Consider the following 16,147-nt stretch of genomic DNA (forward strand, 5'->3'; position numbering starts at 1 on the left):
AGTCAAATGTGGGAGGGGGCTTGCTCCCGATGGCGGTGGGTCAGCTACCCATCAGTTGGCTGAAGCACCGCCATCGGGAGCAAGCCCCCTCCCACACTGGCCGCGTTACCGATCTAATTTACCGAGGCGTTTTCGCCCTGGCTGGTACGCCGCTTGGCCGCCGGTTCGAGCGCTTGTTTGCGTTGCTGCAAGGCTTCCAGCAACCCGAAGTCCTGCGCAAAGTCGTCCACCTGGATCGCGTGGTCGGCGTATTCCACGTAGCGCGCCAGTAACGCTTCCTCGTCATCGCTGATCAGGTCCAGCGCCCGCGCCTTGACGCGCCAGGCGGTAAACGCCGTGGTGGAGATCGGCAACGGTTCGATCAGGCCCTGCTTGATGGCGGGCTTGAGCCGGGCGTCGATCAGCTCGACTTGCGGCAACAAACGCAAGCCCAGCTCGCCGTAAGCCAATTTGTCGATTTCCGGGCGTGGGATGTAGGAATCGGCCAGCAACCGGTCGCGGGTTTCGCCCGGTGTCTGCACCACATCGGCCACCTGCGCCAGCAACCGATCCGAGGGTTTGCGCAACGGGATGCCGAACGGGAATGTCAGGCCGCGCACCACGCCGGCGGCAATGTTGGAGGGGTAGTTCTCGAGCACTTCGGCGAGGGCTTCGTGGGCGCGCAGCAAGGCATCCTGCGCCGACCAATGCACCAGCGGCAGGTCGGCCTGGGGTCGGCCATCATCCTCAAAGCGCTTGAGCACGCAGGACAGGATGTACAGCTGCGACAGCATGTCGCCCAGGCGCCCGGTGATACTTTCCTTGCGCTTGAGCGCACCGCCCAGCACGCCCATGGAAATATCCGAGATCAACGCCAGCACCACCGACAGCCGATTGGCCTGGCGGTAGTAGGACGCCAGCGCCGGGTCGGTCTTGGCCGGGGCGGAAATCAGCCGCCCGCCGGTCAGCGCATGTACCGCCGCGCGCACGGTGTTGGCCAGTACGAAGCTCACATGGCCGAACATCGCGCTGTCGAAATCCTCCAGCGCCTTGCGCCGGTCGAGGTTGCGCGCCGCTTCCATCTCGCGGAACACATACGGATGGCAGCGAATCAGGCCCTGGCCAAAGATGATCAGGCAGCGCGTCATGATATTCGCGCCTTCCACCGTGATAGCGATGGGGCTTTGCTGGTAGGCCCGGGCCAGGAAGTTGTTGGGCCCCATGCAGATGCCTTTGCCGGCCACGATGTCCATGCCGTCATTGACGATGATCCGCGCGCGCTCGGTGACGTGGTACTTGGCGATGGCCGAAATCACCGACGGTTTTTCACCGGCATCCAGGGATGCCACCGAGACCTTGCGCACCGCATCGCAGGCATACAGATGCCCGGCCATGCGCGCCAGTGGCGCTTGTACGCCTTCGAACTTGCCGATGGGCAGGCCGAACTGTTTACGCATCGCCGCATAGGCCGTGGTACCGCGCACGGCGACCTTGCCCAGGCCGACGTTGGCCGACGGCAAGGAAATCGCGCGACCGGCGGCCAGGCACTCCATCAGCATGCGCCAGCCATTGCCGACCTGTTCGCGGCCGCCGATCACCCATTCCAGCGGGATAAACACGTCCTTGCCGGTGGTCGGGCCGTTCTGGAACACCGCGTTGAGTGGCCAGTGGCGACGGCCGCTGTTCACGCCGGGGTGGGAGGTCGGGATCAGGGCGCAGGTAATACCGAGGGAGCCCGGCGCGCCGAGCAAACCGTCCGGGTCTTCGGCGCGAAATGCCAGGCCAAGCACGGTAGCAATGGGGCCGAGGGTGATGTAGCGCTTGTCCCAGGTCACACGGAAACCCAGTACTTGCTCACCCTCGTGGGTGCCTTTACACACGATGCCCAAATCGGGAATCGCCCCGGCGTCCGAACCGGCATATGGGCTGGTCAGGGCAAAGCAGGGGATGTCTTCGCCACGGGCCAGGCGCGGCAGGTAGTAATTGCGCTGGGCGTCGGTGCCGTAGTGCAACAGCAGCTCGGCCGGGCCCAGGGAGTTGGGGACCATCACCGAAATCGCCGCCGCCGAGCAGCGGGTCGACAGCTTCATCACCACCTGCGAGTGCGCATAGTGAGAGAAGCCTTTGCCCCCGTATTGCTTGGGAATGATCATGCCCAGGAAGCCCGCGTCCTTGGTGTACTGCCAGCACTCAGGAGACATGTCCTGCCAAATCTGCGTGGTTTCCCAATCGTTGGCGATGTCGCACAGGGTTTCCACTTCGTTGTCGAGGAAGGCTTGCTCCTCGGCGCTGAGCTTAGCCGGCGCGGCGTGCAGCAAGCGCTGCCAGTCGGGTTTGCCGCTGAATAACTCGGCGTCCCACCACACGGTGCCGGACTCGATAGCCGCACGCTCAGTGTCGGACATTGCCGGCATGATCGTACGAAACAGGCCCAGGGCCTTGCTGGTTAACAAGGCGCGGCGCAGGGGTTTGATTGTCATCAGCAACGCGGGCGCGATCACCAGCAATGCCGCGACGCCAGCACCAACACCTGCCACCACGTTAAACACGTAACCCAGCGCCAGCCAGATTACGCCAGCGCCCAACCACAAGGTCGCGGCAGCTTGTCGATACGCCAGGGCAATCGCAGCCGCGAAACCCACCAATAACCAGATAACCATGGGGATACCTCTACTTGATTCAGGGTATGGCTTAAGTGCGGCAGGTCGGATGAGCTGCGGCGTAAAACCACACTACAAACTTGAGAAAGCAAATTCAAATTTTGTTTTGAAATTTTTATTTAATACGTGGGCGAAAAAACAGCGGCTGATCGGGTCAGCTCAATAGGTTGATTGAACAAGAAAATCGAAACGGGTCGCGTGGGCAACCCGTCGATGCTTCACCCAGATGCACGCCAACAGCGAGATGCGCTAACTGTTGGCGTCTCACGGATGTCGCCGGATCAAAACTCGTAAGTGGCCGATACGCTAACCACATCACCACGCGCCTCTGACTTGCCGTCCAGGCTGGCGCCACCAAGGCGATCGACGTTTTTGGTCCTCAACTTGACGGTCTCCACAAACTGGTGGGAATAAGCGCCGTCGACACTCAAGCCTGGAATTGCGCTGACTTTGTAACCAAAGCCAAGGGACACGAAGGTGCGGTCGCCATCAGGAATACGCGGATCACGGGTGGAGTCCGGCGTAGGCGTCTGGTCGAAAGAAACACCGCCACGCACTGTGAAGTCATCGGTCAGTTTGTAGTCAGTACCGTACGAGAACTGCCAGGCATCTTTGTAGCGATAAGGTATCGACACAATGGTGCTTCCCTCGGATTTAAGGGTCAGCGCCTTGAACGTTGACCAGTCTGTCCAGGTGGCACTAAAGCCGATACCCCAGCGATCATTGATTTGGTGCACCCAATCGAACGATGCGTTGGCCGGAATATCCAGTTGCGTGGAAGCATTCGCGCCATCGGGGTAAAGATGAAGGCCCGGGTAAGCCATCTCTACGAGGGTTTTTCCGTCGACCACAGGCGTGGTCATCAGTAACCGAGATTGTTCGTCGGCGTAGATGTTGTATTTACCCTCTAACTTGTTCTTTATTTTCGCGTGGTAGTTCAGGCCCAGGGTGTCTTGAGCCGTCGGCTTCCAGGCAATCCCGGCGAACCAGCCCAAGGATGTATTGTCGACTTTGACACGCATCAACGAGAAGCCTTGACCCGCTGCGAAGGGGGTAAAACCGAAGTCTGCGGATTGTGCCGCTGCGGCAAACAAATCGACGTTCTGGCTTACAAAGCCGGACGTATGCTGAAGAATTGCACCGCCCCCAATGGAAAATTCGTCTGTCACTTTAAACGACAGCGAACCGGTCACTCCGACCGTTTCGATCTTGGTATCGACCGCGAAGTCCCTGCCTTTCCAGTCACTGTCATAGCTTGTCCTCGCCCCCATCGGCACCACTTGGCTGAGGCCGAAGGCCAAGCGATCGTTAATAGGCATGACCATGAAGCCGGTAGGCACCCATGCCTCAAAACCCGCCTGTCCGCCGTCCCCCGTGCGTGTGTTATAGATCGCGTTAAAGTCAGGATCCAAGACCGTGGACGAAGTGGGTCGCCCCGAATAGTCGTACGCGCTGCCCTTGTACTTGATGTCGATATTTGCGTAGTTGAGCGTGAACTGAGAGATGTTCTTGTCGATAAATGCCATTGCTGCCGGATTGTTATAGGCCGCTGACGGGTCGTTTTTAAACAACGACCCCCCGCCAAAGGCACGGCCCCAACCGGCGGCGTTGGTAGTAGGCGTCATGTATGCCCCCGCCTGGGCAGAGCCGGCAGCAACCATCAACCCACCGAGCAATGCCAGCCCCAGGAAGGTTTGCGCCTGTGGTTTTTTATTATTCATGCTCCACTCCTTTGTTGTTTTTATGCAGCACCAACAGGTCGACCCCGATGGTTTGTCTCAACAGGTGCCTCTTGCGAGACACCTGTCTTTACATGGGTGATCAGCCCAACGAGCGCGGTAGAACGCTTAAGGAACGATCTGCAGCAGCGGCGTGGTGGTCACAGTGACACTCAGACTTTGCAGAGTGCAGGACGAACCCAGCGGCTGACTGGTCGGGCTGCTGGTCAGCGCGCCAGTGCTATTGTTGTAGGCCACCGTGACGGTCGATGGACCGCAGTTAGAAGCGGGGTACAACACAGAGGCCGGAATGGTGTAGCCAACGTTGGTCACATTCCCGGCGCCCGCAGTACCACTCAGGCTGGTGGCAGTCAGTGTCCACGGCACACCGGTGATCTTAGGCAGTTTGCACAAGCTGTTAGAGCCGGAGACGGTGACATTGGTGATACTCGCAACCCCCACCGTATTCACAGAACCATCAAACTTCACGTCACACGTGATGGGCAGTTGAAAAGAGGATGGCGACTTCACCGTTAGCGATCCGGAGGCGGAGAAATTACTGCTGACGGGAGCGATACTGACGGCGTTCGCCATGGAAGCCGCACCCATGCAAACAGTCAAAGCAGTCAACGACACGAGAGTTTTCAAACTTTTCATTGTTGTTCCTCACATGTAATGGCGAGTCATTCGCCAGGGGGTAATGGCCATGAACGAGAGGTCACGTTGAAACTGCAGAACTTCCCTTTCCAGCCAAATTTCAATTCAATGAGCGCTGTACACCTGAAGCGCGTTATTCAACAACTTTGAAGTTCGGTGGCATCTTGATCGACACCGTCTTGATCTTGCAGTCTTCGCCGATCGGGACATTGCTGGCTTCCAACTTGCCGGTGGCGTTATCCCACGTACCCTCGGCGGTCGAAGGACCGCATTTGCCCCCCAGGCCGAAGGCGTGCACATCCACGCTGATCTTCGACATCGAGCCGCTTTTTGTGTCTTTGGCAACCAGTACCCACGGTAAGTTGATGGCCTCGACCCGGCTGCACTTGAGGCCGCCGTCGAACTCGACTTTGTCGACATTGACCGAGGAGCCATCAGCCGCAACGTTGCCGGCCACCTTGATGGTGCAATCGGCGCTGATCAGCTTGCCCTTTGAAAAACTGATGGGGCCCTGGGCCGTGAAGGCGCTGCCGGCCGGTTCGATGCGTGCGGCCTGGGCCTGGTGATAGGCAATAAGGCCCAGTGCGGCCAACAGCACATGGGCGGTGAACTTGGCAGGTGCTTGCATGGTGTACGTCCTTCCCTTTAATTATTGTTGTTCGGGTCAAACCACTTTCTCGGGGCGATAACTACCCGCGCGGCGATTAAGCCCCGAGTACACATATAACGTGCAACGTGTTTAGAACGGCTTGGCGTTGCCGCTGTATTTCTCCAGATACTTCAAACGCTGGGACGGCTGAAGATTGGTCAACCTGATATCCCCGGCGTAATGATTAAGCACCCGATGGTCCATGCGCCTGCGCCACAAGTACGGCACATAAGCCCAGACAATCATGCTCGCGTAACCGTACGGAAGTTGCGGCGATTCATCGAAGTGGCGCAACGACTGGTAACTACGGGTCGGGTTGGCATGGTGGTCGGAGTGCCGTTGCAATTGGAACAGAAAGATATTGGTGACAATCCGGTTACTGTTCCAGGAATGCCGAGGCGAACAACGCTCGTAACGACCATTGGGCAACTTCTGGCGTTTAAGGCCGTAGTGTTCGACGTAGTTCACCACTTCCAACAGCGAGAACCCGTAGATGCCCTGGATAAGCAAAAACGGAATCACCGCCGCCCCCAGCCAGGCAATCATCGCGCCCCACAGCACTACGCTGTACATCCAGGCACTGAGCACACCGTTCTTCCAGTGCCAGGCCGGCAGGCCGAGTTTGCGCAGGCGTTCGCGCTCCAGGTTCCACGCCGAGTGGGCGCTGAACCACACCGAACGCGGCAGGAATGCCCAGAAACTTTCGCCAAGGCGCGAGCTGGCAGGGTCTTCCGGGGTGGCAACACGCACGTGATGACCGCGGTTATGTTCGGTGTAGAAGTGCCCATAGAACGTCGGCGCCAGCGTGACCTTGGCCAGGAACACTTCCAGTGCGTTGGGCTTGTGCCCCAGCTCATGGGCGGTGTTGATGGCAATACCGGTGGCCGCACCGGTCGACATGGCCATGCCCAGGTAGGTAAACCCACTGGGCGTGCCATGTAGCTGGGTGCGGGCGGTAATGTAGCTCGCCACGTGGGAGAGCCAACTGGACGGGTCGAGGCTGGCGGTAGCCTGCACCAGGCCACCCTGCATGATCCACTCTATGCCGCCGGCGGCCAGCCAACCGGTGATGATCACCGAACTGATCACCAACAGCACGCCGGTGTAGACGATCCAGCGGTAGTAACGTTGGGATTCAAGGTGGCTGACGGCGGATTCGGGCGGGTTGCTCACGTCTTCACCGAGCAGGCCGTCGATCAGCGGGATGAGGCCGAAGATCACCAATACGCCGACCCACCACAGCTGCTGGATACCGGTGGAGATGGCCAGGGCCCCGGAGAGTAATGGCGTGGCCAGAGGCATGATACCCAGCCACCACAGATGGCGCTTGCCATCGGCCCATACGCTTGGCGCTGCCAGAGTCTGGTTCATGGCAGCCTCCGCACGCTGGCAACAGGCAGGAAAAACAGGTTCAGGGAGTACTGGGTACTCCGGGAAATCAACCATGCGATAAAAGACGTTTTTTTCATTTTTATTCGCTCTTAGGCACTGCAAAAATCATTTCAAAATAAATATTGAAATATTTTTTTAAATAAATAACGCGGAATCGTTAGGTCGTCAACTACTTTTTCAAGGCCTTTTTACGATGACCGACCAGTCTCTTTTTCAGCGCTTTGGTCAGGTCTCTAGGGCAAGCATTTCGGACCGTACAACCCGCCATGAAGGCCGAGATTATTTGTTCACCAACGCAAAAGGCGCGTGCAGCAGCTTGGCGTTTTGCGGCGGCTTCGCGCGTTTGGCCACCTGCAGCACCGTCTCGACCACACGCGCCGTGGCGGTGATCGGCAACATATGGCCGCGCCCTTCCACCAGCTGCAGCTTGAGGCCCGGCACCTTATCGGCGAGCGCCTGCCCGTGCTTGCGAAAGTCCAATACCTTGTCGCGTGCGCCATAGATCAGGCCGATGGGCAAGCTCAGTTGCGCATAGCGCTTGACCATGTCCGGCAGGTGATCGTTGACCAGGGCGATTTCGCTGGAGGCTGCGTAAAAGTTGCCTGGGCGCATGCCCAGCAGCCCGCCGCCGCGAGTGGCGAAATCAGCAGGGGCCGGGTCGGGCGCGAATACGCCCTTGACCACCGCGCCTCGGGTCAACAGCCCGATGGGCACCGTGAGGGTGTGGGCCACCCAGCGCCGCAGCCAGGCCGGGCGCACCGCCAGCGACCAGAACACCGGTGGCAAGGTCGGTTGGGGATGGGTCAGCGGCGCCACCAGCACCAGGCCCGACACCGACTCGCGATGGTCAAGGGCCAGCGCCAGGGAAATCGCGCCACCGAGTGAATGCCCCAGCACCAGCGGTTTATCCAGGCCCAACCTGTCGATAAACGCCGCCACCTGCCGTGCCTGGGCCGGCAGGTCTGCCGCCGTGCCTTTATGGCGAGTTGAATAACCCGAGCCCGGACGGTCGAGAGTGATCACCCGAAAATGCTCACGCAACTGGCCGGACAAGGCATAGGTCAGGTTGCGACTGCTGCCCATCAACCCATGGATCATCACCAGCGGCGGGCCCTTGCCCTCTTCAACATAATGAAAGCGCTCGCCATCGACCTCCACGTAGCGCCCGTCGCTTGGAACGGCCGCTTCAATGCGCCGTGTCATCCAGGCACTCAACGCCCACAACACCGCACTTGCACCCGCCGCAGCGGCAACCCATTCCACAGCCATAGCTCGGTCCTCTGCATCCCTGCCGCTGGCGACCTGACCGGAATTGATCGAGACCGCAGCCACCGCGCGCGCCCTGGATTCGGATCTCGTTCCAGCTGAGCGCGTCCGTCGGACAAGTCGCACATTCGAAACAAGAACCTGGCGCAGGCGGTATTTTCAGGTAGATTATTTAAAATCTTTTTTAAAATAATTAATTCAATTTTCCTTTGCAATGGTGTTCTATCTAAAAGACACAACAAAAACAGGAGCACATCCGATGCCCACCAAGGACCGCCTATGAATGCCCACAGTGATTCAATCGACGTTGCCATCATCGGCTCGGGCTTTGCCGGCCTGTGCATGGCGATCCGGTTAAAAGAAGCCGGCTTCAACGATTTTTTTATCGCCGAGCAGGCCGACACCCTCGGCGGCACCTGGCGGGACAACCACTACCCCGGTTGCGCCTGCGATGTGCAGTCCCATGTGTATTCGTTTTCGTTTGCGCCCAACCCTGACTGGACGCGGCAGTTCGCGCCTCAGGCCGAAATCCGCGCCTACCTTGAGCAGTGCGCCAAGCGCTTCGAACTGGCGCCCTACCTGCGGTTTGGCATGGCCCTGCAACGGGCGGTGTTCGATGAGCAGCAGCAACGCTGGCAATTGAGCTTCAGCGATGGCCGCCAGGTGAGTGCGCGGGTGCTGGTGTCGGGGATGGGCGGCTTGTCGCGCCCGGCGTTGCCGGATATTCCGGGGCTCGACAGCTTCAAGGGTAAACGCTTCCACTCGCAGCAGTGGGACCACGACTACTCCTTGAAAGGCAAGCGCGTGGCGGTGATCGGCACCGGCGCCAGCGCCATTCAATTCGTGCCGCAGATTGCGCCGCAGGTGGCCCACCTCGATCTGTTCCAGCGCACCCCGCCGTGGATCATGCCCAAGCCCGACCGCGCCATTGCCCCGCTCGAACGTTGGTTGTTCAAGCACTTGCCCTTCACGCAACGCCTGGTACGCGGGGCTTTTTACTGGGCTCTGGAAGGTCGCGTGGTGGGCTTTACCTTGCACCCGCGGCTGATGAAAATGGTGCAGAAGATCGCCCTGCGCCACCTGTACAAGCAAGTGGCACGCCCTTCCCTGCGCAAAACCCTGACGCCGGACTACACCATCGGCTGCAAACGCGTACTGATCTCCAATGACTACTACCCGGCGTTGTCGCGCAGCAACGTCGAGGTGATCACCGACCACGTATTACGCATCGAAGCCGATGGCGTGATCACCGCCGACGGCATCAAGCACCCGGCCGACTGCCTGATCTTCGGCACCGGTTTCCAGGCCAGCGACCCGCTGCCCCGCGATTGCATCATCGGGCGTGACGGCGTGGACCTGATGGACACCTGGCGCGAGGGTGCCCATGCCTATAAAGGCACCACGGTGCCGGGTTATCCCAATTTGTTCCTGATTATCGGGCCCAACACCGGCCTGGGGCATAACTCGATGATCCTGATGATCGAGGCTCAGGTGACCTACATCCTTGACGCGCTCAAACACATGCAGCGTCAGCGCATCGCCACGGTGGACGTCAAACCTGCCGTGGAACAGGCCTACAACCGCCAACTGCAAGACAAACTCAAGCGCACCATCTGGAACACCGGCGGCTGCCAGAGTTGGTACCTCGACCCTCGCACCGGCAAGAACACCACCCTGTGGCCCGGCTCGACATGGCGCTTCAAGCAGGTCACCCGCCAGTTTGCGCTCAAGGACTATGTGACCGAGCAGTTGCCGGTCAGCCCACCCGCGCGCCCTGCCACGGCGCCCTATCCCAGCGCAGAAGGCAGGTTGTCATGAAAACATTCAACGGTCGCGTGGCGGCCATCACCGGCGCGGCATCCGGCATGGGGCGCGCCTTGGCCCTGGCATTGGCGCGGGAAGGTTGCCACCTGGCGCTGGCGGACAAAAACGCTCAGGGGCTGGAACAAACCCTGGCCCTGATCAAGTCCTCGACCCTGGCGCCAGTCATCATCACCCTCCAAGTGCTGGATGTGTCCGATCGCCAGGCCATGGAGGACTGGGCCGCGCGCTGCGTGGCAGAGCACGGCCAGGTCAACCTGGTGTTCAACAATGCCGGGGTGGCGCTGTCCAGTACCGTGGAAGGCGTGGACTATGCCGACCTGGAATGGATTATCGGCATCAACTTCTGGGGCGTGGTCCATGGCACCAAGGCCTTCCTGCCTTACTTGAAGGCCAGCGGCGACGGCCATGTGATCAACACCTCCAGCGTGTTCGGCCTGTTTGCCCAACCCGGCATGAGCGGTTACAACGCCAGCAAGTTCGCCGTGCGCGGGTTTACCGAAGCCTTGCGCCAGGAACTGGACCTGCAACGCTGCGGCGTATCGGCCACCTGCGTACACCCCGGCGGCATCCGTACCGATATCTGCCGCAGCAGCCGCATCGACGCGAACATGACCGGTTTCCTGATCCACAGCGAACAACAGGCCCGCGCCGACTTCGAAAAACTCTTCATCACCGACGCCGATCAGGCCGCCAGGGTCATCCTGCACGGCGTGCGTAAGAACAAACGCCGCGTACTGATCGGCCGCGATGCGTATTTCCTCGACCTGCTCGCCCGTTGCCTGCCGGCGGCCTACCAAGCGCTGGTGGTGTTCGCCAGCAAGCGCATGGCACCCAAGCAACGCCGACCGGTGTTTGAAACCAACGACGAGACCCGTCTCTGAACAGGAGCACGCACTATGCTGCCCATCCGCCGCGACCTCCGTTTTGCCCTGCCTGCCGAGCGCATCAAGGACTGGCATGAACAAGGCCCGTTCATCACGCATTTCTTCAACGCGTTATCGCTGCTGTTTCCCCAAGGCGAACTGTTTTTCATGGACAGCGTGCGCCACTACCGCCAGCGCATCGATGATCCTGAATTGAAACAGCAGATCCAGGGTTTCATCGGCCAAGAGGCCATGCACAGCCGCGAACATGTGGCCTACAACGACCTGATGCAGGCCGCCGGCCTGCCGGCACACACCCTCGACCGGCGCCTGAAATTTATCCTCGACCTGCAAAAAAAACACTGCCCGCCGGCCTTCAACCTGGCCATCACCATCGCCCTTGAGCATTACACCGCGATGCTTGCCGAGATCCTGCTCAGCGACCCGACGCGCTTCGGCGATTCGCTCAAGGGCTACCAACAGATGTGGTACTGGCACGCGCTCGAAGAAACCGAGCACAAGGCCGTAGCGTTTGATGTGTGGAACACGGTGATCAAGCCCGGCCCCAAGCGCTACCTGCTGCGCACCGGCACAATGCTGACCACCACGGTGTTCTTCTGGCTGGTGGTGCTGGACTTCCACCTGCGCCTGTTGATCGCCGACCGCAAGGCAGGTGGGCTGCTCAAGGGCTTCTGGCGCATGCTGAAGTTTCTGTATGGCCCCAAGGGGGTTTTCCCACGGATGCTGCGGCCGTGGCTGCACTACTTCAAACCGGGTTTCCACCCTTGGGATCACGACAACCGAGCGCGCCTCACGGGCATCGAGGGCTTGATCGAGGAAATCGAACAGACGCGACGCGGCTACGAATCAGCCTAGGTGTCGGCCAGGGCCACGCGCTCGCGCACAAAACCCTCCACCTGATCGCCCGGCAGTGCCTTACTGAAATACCAGCCCTGGATAAACAACTCGGTGCCGGTATTCAAGAAGGCCAGCTGCTCGGCGGTCTCGACCCCTTCGACCACCACCCCCAGGTTCAGCGCCTCGCAAAAACGCAGCATGCCGGTCAGCACCTGGGCGCCCTTGGGGTCGTGCTGGGCCACCACGAAACTGCGATCGATTTTGATGAAATCCACGGGAAACTGGTGCAGGTAACTCAAAGCCGAAAAACCGGTGCCGAAATCGTCGATATAGACCTTGGCGCCGATGGCCTGCAACTTCTGGATGGTGTGGCGCGTGGCCTGGATATCACTGACCAGCGCGTCTTCGGTAATTTCCACCGACACCTGCCCGTGGGCCTGGGCCAGGATCTCCACCAGGCGTTCGCCGTAGCCGGCGTCGGTCAGGGTGGCGCTGGAAATATTGATGGTCATCGGCAAGGCAAAGCCCAGCTTTTGCCATTTCTGGTACTGGCGAACCGCCTGGGACGCCACCCACACATCCACATCCGGCATCAACCGCGCCTGCGCCAGCCACTGCAGGAACTCCCACGGCGAATGCACGGTGCCCTGGGCGTCCCGCGCACGCATCAACGCTTCGCAACCGGTGCACAGGCCGGTGCGGGTCGAGACTTGCGGCTGGAATTCGAGATAGAACTCATAGTCGCTGATCTGTTGGATACGGCTCAGCTCGTTGGCTTGGCGCGCCAGGACTTTGTGGGATGCCAGCACCGGGTCCAGCTCGCGCAAGCGGCCTTTTTCTTCCAGGCCACGAAAGGTCATGTCCAGCGACTTGAGATACACCGTGCCACCCTCGGCGGGCTGGCGATGAATCGCCCGCACGTAGGGCGCATATACCAGGGTTCCCAGCCCCAGGAGCGTCACTTGCAACGCCACCGCCGCCAGGTCGCCATGAGTGCTGAGGTAGGCATTGAGCAGCACCGGTGCGGTGAACGGCACACTGGCCACCGCCGGGGACACCCACCCCAGTTGCACCACGCTCAGCGCCACCATGGCGTTCAAGGCGGGCACCACCAGAAAAGGGATGAACAAGCGTGGGTTGAGGATGATTGGCAAGCCGAACAGCAACACCTCACTGACGTTGAACAACGACAGCGGCAAGCTCGCTATCGCCACCAGGCGCATCGACTGGCTTTTGGAAAACAGCAGGATCGCCAGCAACAGGCACAACGCGCCGCCCGAGCCGCCGATAAAGGCAAAACTGCCGAGCAGGCCGCTGTTGAGCACATACTTGATCGGCTCGCCCGCCGCCAATGCGGCACCGTTGAGCACCACTGCCTGGTCCAGCACATCGAACAACGGCTGCAGGGCGTACACGCCGTGAATGCCAAAAAACCACAACAGCGAGTTCATCAGGGTGGTAAACAAACCACTGCCGTAAGGCGACTCCAGGGCATCCAGCACCTGCGGCCCCTGCAACTGCCCCACATAGGGCACCTGCAGGAGCAAGGACAGCACCACCACCAGCGCCAGCGCGGTGATGGCGCCAGGCACCACCATATTGATCGTACCTCTAAGGTTGTGCCCCACCAGGTCCTCATTGACCAGGCGCGTCCAGCGGTAGCGGTGCAGCCAGGCAATGGCCGGCACATTCAACAGCGGCGAAGCGATGGCGATAAACAGCACGAAGGTCGCCGAAGCACGCGGGTATTCGCGCAGGATATACGTGGCCACCACGACATGGGCCAGGCACAGGAACGCCACCGGCAACTGCGGCAGGCGATACTGGATCGCCAGCATATAACCAATGGACGCGGCCACCAGCAGCGGGATCACCGAGCTGATCTGGTTGTGCAGCCCCGCAAGAAAAGCCACGACCTGTCGATCAACACCCAACACCCGCGCACATTCGGACAGGATCAGAAAAAAAGCCGAGACCAACAGGCACGGCAGGATCCACAACAGCCCTTCGCGGATCGCGCGTAACGACTCGGTACCGGCCAAAGCAGCCAGACGCTGGGTAAAGAAAAGTTTGAATAGCGTTTGCGCCATGACACATCCCTCTGCCCATCGCCCACTGCCCTTGCAAGGCAGGGCCGGAAACTCCGGGGCTAACGCTACACGTCATGGCACTGGAAGCGAAAGCCTTTTGCCCGGTATACGGGTCATTTTTGCGCAATGAGTGACCGCCTCGACGGGCAGCGCCTCGCGGGCCCCGCTCGGGTACTGAGCGCCTATCTGGTATTGTTCGCGCACCGCCCGATACATGCCTGGGTAAATCCACCCTTACGCAGCCGCGTCCGCTGTCATGCGGCCCGGCACGCGGGCCTTGTTCCACCTGATTTGGAGCACACGCTTGTCACCACCTGGCGATAACCACCAGCGCGCGCTGGACCGATTCCTCAACGAGCACCCCGACGTCGCAGCGGAGCTGGACACCCTGAACCCGCTCGCCGCCCAGGCCAAGGGTGAAACCCAGGCGCAGTATCGCGCCGAACGGCTGCATGAAGCCTTCGAAGCCGAGGCGGAACGCCAAGGGCTATTTGCCTGGGAATTAACCCTCAAGCTCACGGCGGACTCCCCCGAAGCCTTCGAGACCCAGCGCCTGGAAGTGCACAAGGAAGTGGCCCAGATGGCCGGCCTGGGATGGGACGAATACTGCAAGTTGCATGACTTGGCCGGTTAACGCTCAAACCACAGCCACCCGCGGTGCCGCTGCCCGCCCAGCGCTTCGCGTAATTCGGCGGCGCTCAGGGTTCGATACGCCGGGTCCGTGGCCAACGCCGAACGCAGTGCCGGCCAGCAGTGTCTTGGCAATTGACGAGGCCGGTGCAGGGGTTCATTGAGCTGCCGCACACGCCCACGGGCCAACGCAAAGAGTACGCAGGCCGCGCCATACAGGTCGGTACTCGCGCACGGGTACGCGCCGGCTATCAGTTCCGGTGCCGCATAGGCAGGGGTCCAGGCGTTCAAACGGCTGCGGTTCAAACCGGGCAGCCCGGCGGCCTGCTGCGCCTGGGCATGGCCCAGGCCAAAATCGAACAAACGCACGCCCTGCTCGCCCACCATAATGTTGGTCGGCTTTACGTCCCCGTGCACAACGCCTTGCTGGTGGACGGACGCCAGCGCATCCAGCAGCTGCAAGGCCAAGGGTTGCAGCTCGTGCCAGGGCAACCCATCCGGGCATTCCAGCAGCAAGCGGTCCAGGGTCAGGCCTTGCAGTAACTCCATGGTGAAAAACGCCGCCTGGCAAGCGGTGTCGACCTCGAAGGTAAACAGGCGCACCACGTGCTCATGTCGCAGGCTTCGGGTCAGTGCGAACTCGCTGTACAGCAACACATGGCCATCGCACGACTCAGTCAGCGTTTCGCCCAACAGTTTCAGCGCCACCCGCGCATCGGGCTCGCCGAACGCCTCGTGCAGCAGGTCACGGGCACGATAGACCACCCCCATACCGCCAGAACCCAATACCCGCTCAAGCTGGTAACGGCCCGCAAGCAGGGTCGACGGGCCGATGCGCGCGCTCATGGTTGAACCACCACGGCCGTCAGGTCGTCGCGGGCCGGCCCACGCAACGCGTCGGCAAACAACCGGTCCACCACCTGCCGGGGAGTGCCCGCATTCAACGCACGGCCCAACTCGCCATGGCTGAGCCCCTGATACAACCCGTCGCTGCACAACAAAAATACATCCCCAGGATGCGTACTGAGCTCCAGTACCTCCAGGCTCAGAGGCTGTCGACCGCCGAGGGCACGGGTCAGCGCCCTGGCATCCGGATGGGCCCGAGCCTGTTCCGGGCTCAGTTGCTGGGTGTCCATCAGGTGTTGGCGCAGAGAATGATCCCGCGACAGCTGGTACAGGCGCCGCCCACGCCATAGGTAGCAGCGACTGTCCCCCGCCCAGACGCAGGCCGCGCGCTGACCGTCCAACAACAGCACGACCACCGTGCTGCCCATGATGCCCTCGCCGGCTTGCTGCGCCGGCTGCCCAAGCCGGCAGTCCAGCCATCGCAAGCATCGCCGCACCGCCTCGACCCGCTCATCGAGGCTGCCCTGGCCTGGCAACGCCGCCAGGCTGCTGATGACCCACTGACTGGCCACATCCCCGGCACGGTGGCCGCCCATGCCGTCGGCGACCGCCCAACAACCACGCTGTGGGCCGTCAAAGAACGCGTCCTCGTTGCGAGCACGCATCTTGCCGCGTGACGTACGCCCAATGCTGCGCCAGCGGGCAGGCATCTGGC

13 protein-coding genes are annotated in these 16,147 nt (G+C 60.8%); 4 read left to right on the forward strand and 9 right to left on the reverse strand.

Annotated elements, in window-relative coordinates; translation table 11 throughout:
• Positions 1-113: 113 nt before the first annotated feature.
• The 6 genes from AB4N98_RS00745 to AB4N98_RS00770 all read right to left on the reverse strand — a co-directional run bounded on the left by AB4N98_RS00745 (position 114) and on the right by AB4N98_RS00770 (position 8,324).
• Positions 114-2,639 carry an acyl-CoA dehydrogenase gene (locus AB4N98_RS00745; protein ID WP_065878391.1) on the reverse strand — a complete coding sequence of 842 codons (2,526 nt, stop codon included), beginning with the start codon at positions 2,637-2,639 and terminating at the stop codon, positions 114-116.
• A gap of 281 nt (positions 2,640-2,920) precedes the next feature.
• A complete protein-coding gene (locus AB4N98_RS00750; protein WP_017527951.1) occupies positions 2,921-4,360 on the reverse strand; it encodes an outer membrane protein transport protein in 1,440 nt (479 codons plus the stop codon).
• Between the two features lie 126 nt (positions 4,361-4,486).
• Positions 4,487-5,014, reverse strand: a complete 528-nt coding sequence (gene praB / locus AB4N98_RS00755) for an alkane oxidation protein activator PraB (protein ID WP_017527952.1) — start codon at positions 5,012-5,014, stop codon at positions 4,487-4,489.
• 133 nt (positions 5,015-5,147) lie between these two features.
• Positions 5,148-5,642 carry an alkane oxidation protein activator PraA gene (praA, locus tag AB4N98_RS00760; protein ID WP_017527953.1) on the reverse strand — a complete coding sequence of 165 codons (495 nt, stop codon included), beginning with the start codon at positions 5,640-5,642 and terminating at the stop codon, positions 5,148-5,150.
• A 111-nt stretch (positions 5,643-5,753) separates the two neighbouring features.
• On the reverse strand, positions 5,754-7,034 hold the full coding sequence (locus tag AB4N98_RS00765; protein WP_065878386.1) for an alkane 1-monooxygenase: 1,281 nt from the start codon (positions 7,032-7,034) through the stop codon (positions 5,754-5,756).
• Between the two features lie 300 nt (positions 7,035-7,334).
• Positions 7,335-8,324, reverse strand: a complete 990-nt coding sequence (locus AB4N98_RS00770; protein ID WP_225913334.1) for an alpha/beta fold hydrolase — start codon at positions 8,322-8,324, stop codon at positions 7,335-7,337.
• Between the two features lie 276 nt (positions 8,325-8,600).
• Between AB4N98_RS00770 and AB4N98_RS00775 the strand changes: the two genes are divergently transcribed.
• The 3 genes from AB4N98_RS00775 to AB4N98_RS00785 are packed head-to-tail and all read left to right on the forward strand — an operon-like array spanning position 8,601 to position 11,884.
• Positions 8,601-10,139 carry a flavin-containing monooxygenase gene (locus AB4N98_RS00775; RefSeq protein ID WP_068934789.1) on the forward strand — a complete coding sequence of 513 codons (1,539 nt, stop codon included), beginning with the start codon at positions 8,601-8,603 and terminating at the stop codon, positions 10,137-10,139.
• The gene (locus AB4N98_RS00780; protein ID WP_017527957.1) at positions 10,136-11,026 is read left to right on the forward strand and encodes an SDR family NAD(P)-dependent oxidoreductase; all 891 of its coding nucleotides are present in this window, start codon (positions 10,136-10,138) and stop codon (positions 11,024-11,026) included. Before AB4N98_RS00775 ends, AB4N98_RS00780 begins: the two co-directional genes overlap by 4 nt.
• A gap of 15 nt (positions 11,027-11,041) precedes the next feature.
• On the forward strand, positions 11,042-11,884 hold the full coding sequence (locus AB4N98_RS00785; protein WP_017527958.1) for a metal-dependent hydrolase: 843 nt from the start codon (positions 11,042-11,044) through the stop codon (positions 11,882-11,884).
• On the opposite strand, the gene AB4N98_RS00790 is transcribed toward AB4N98_RS00785, so the two are convergent.
• On the reverse strand, positions 11,881-13,956 hold the full coding sequence (locus AB4N98_RS00790) for a PTS sugar transporter subunit IIC/EAL domain-containing protein (RefSeq protein ID WP_460149163.1): 2,076 nt from the start codon (positions 13,954-13,956) through the stop codon (positions 11,881-11,883). The two genes, AB4N98_RS00785 and AB4N98_RS00790, sit on opposite strands and share 4 nt — an antisense overlap.
• Positions 13,957-14,260: 304 nt before the next feature.
• Between AB4N98_RS00790 and AB4N98_RS00795 the strand changes: the two genes are divergently transcribed.
• Positions 14,261-14,590 carry a DUF6388 family protein gene (locus AB4N98_RS00795; RefSeq protein ID WP_017527960.1) on the forward strand — a complete coding sequence of 110 codons (330 nt, stop codon included), beginning with the start codon at positions 14,261-14,263 and terminating at the stop codon, positions 14,588-14,590.
• On the opposite strand, the gene AB4N98_RS00800 is transcribed toward AB4N98_RS00795, so the two are convergent.
• The gene (locus AB4N98_RS00800) at positions 14,587-15,432 is read right to left on the reverse strand and encodes a serine/threonine-protein kinase (RefSeq protein WP_017527961.1); all 846 of its coding nucleotides are present in this window, start codon (positions 15,430-15,432) and stop codon (positions 14,587-14,589) included. The genes AB4N98_RS00795 and AB4N98_RS00800 overlap by 4 nt on opposite strands.
• On the reverse strand, positions 15,429-16,142 hold the full coding sequence (locus tag AB4N98_RS00805; protein ID WP_065878511.1) for a PP2C family protein-serine/threonine phosphatase: 714 nt from the start codon (positions 16,140-16,142) through the stop codon (positions 15,429-15,431). Before AB4N98_RS00805 ends, AB4N98_RS00800 begins: the two co-directional genes overlap by 4 nt.
• Between the last annotated feature and the right edge of the window lie 5 nt (positions 16,143-16,147).

It is taken from the genome of Pseudomonas sp. S3_E10 (assembly GCF_054667615.1).

What these genes read in the sequence shown, in the direction of transcription:
- AB4N98_RS00800 (WP_017527961.1), bottom strand. Translation starts at nt 15,432, where the DNA reads ATGAGCGCGCGCATCGGCCCGTCGACCCTGCTTGCGGGCCGTTACCAG.
- praA (WP_017527953.1), bottom strand. Translation starts at nt 5,642, where the DNA reads ATGCAAGCACCTGCCAAGTTCACCGCCCATGTGCTGTTGGCCGCACTG.
- AB4N98_RS00790 (WP_460149163.1), bottom strand. Translation starts at nt 13,956, where the DNA reads ATGGCGCAAACGCTATTCAAACTTTTCTTTACCCAGCGTCTGGCTGCT.
- praB (WP_017527952.1), bottom strand. Translation starts at nt 5,014, where the DNA reads ATGAAAAGTTTGAAAACTCTCGTGTCGTTGACTGCTTTGACTGTTTGC.
- AB4N98_RS00770 (WP_225913334.1), bottom strand. Translation starts at nt 8,324, where the DNA reads ATGGCTGTGGAATGGGTTGCCGCTGCGGCGGGTGCAAGTGCGGTGTTG.
- AB4N98_RS00805 (WP_065878511.1), bottom strand. Translation starts at nt 16,142, where the DNA reads ATGCCTGCCCGCTGGCGCAGCATTGGGCGTACGTCACGCGGCAAGATG.
- AB4N98_RS00775 (WP_068934789.1), top strand. Translation starts at nt 8,601, where the DNA reads ATGAATGCCCACAGTGATTCAATCGACGTTGCCATCATCGGCTCGGGC.
- AB4N98_RS00745 (WP_065878391.1), bottom strand. Translation starts at nt 2,639, where the DNA reads ATGGTTATCTGGTTATTGGTGGGTTTCGCGGCTGCGATTGCCCTGGCG.
- AB4N98_RS00750 (WP_017527951.1), bottom strand. Translation starts at nt 4,360, where the DNA reads ATGAATAATAAAAAACCACAGGCGCAAACCTTCCTGGGGCTGGCATTG.
- AB4N98_RS00780 (WP_017527957.1), top strand. Translation starts at nt 10,136, where the DNA reads ATGAAAACATTCAACGGTCGCGTGGCGGCCATCACCGGCGCGGCATCC.
- AB4N98_RS00785 (WP_017527958.1), top strand. Translation starts at nt 11,042, where the DNA reads ATGCTGCCCATCCGCCGCGACCTCCGTTTTGCCCTGCCTGCCGAGCGC.
- AB4N98_RS00765 (WP_065878386.1), bottom strand. Translation starts at nt 7,034, where the DNA reads ATGAACCAGACTCTGGCAGCGCCAAGCGTATGGGCCGATGGCAAGCGC.